The organism is Secundilactobacillus mixtipabuli, assembly GCF_002217925.1.
In the GTDB taxonomy this organism is placed as follows: domain Bacteria; phylum Bacillota; class Bacilli; order Lactobacillales; family Lactobacillaceae; genus Secundilactobacillus; species Secundilactobacillus mixtipabuli.
Genome location: NZ_BCMF01000036.1, coordinates 1 through 268 on the forward strand (window position 1 = coordinate 1; position 268 = coordinate 268).

The window sequence follows — 268 nt, forward strand, 5'->3', positions numbered from 1 at the left end:
AATAATGTGCTGTTAAAGTTAAATCGACGTAATTTCAAATGTAAGGAATGTCAGCGGACTTTCTTGGCTCAAACCAGTTTAGTGCCAAAGCACTGTTCAATTTCCAATCCCACCCGCCAGGAATGCTTAGAACGACTCGCAGAGCCGGTCTCACTAAAACATATCGCTAACGAATTGGCGACTTCTGCTAGCTTTGTTGCCCGTATGTTAATGCAGTCCGAAACTTACTTCGAACCCAATTGGCAGCACTTACCAGAAGTACTTTTGC

General features: G+C 43.7%; 1 pseudogene. It reads left to right on the forward strand.

The window, feature by feature from the left end:
- Window positions 1-63: 63 nt before the first annotated feature.
- Window positions 64-268, forward strand: a pseudogene (locus IWT5_RS12410) (ISL3 family transposase); the annotation flags it as partial.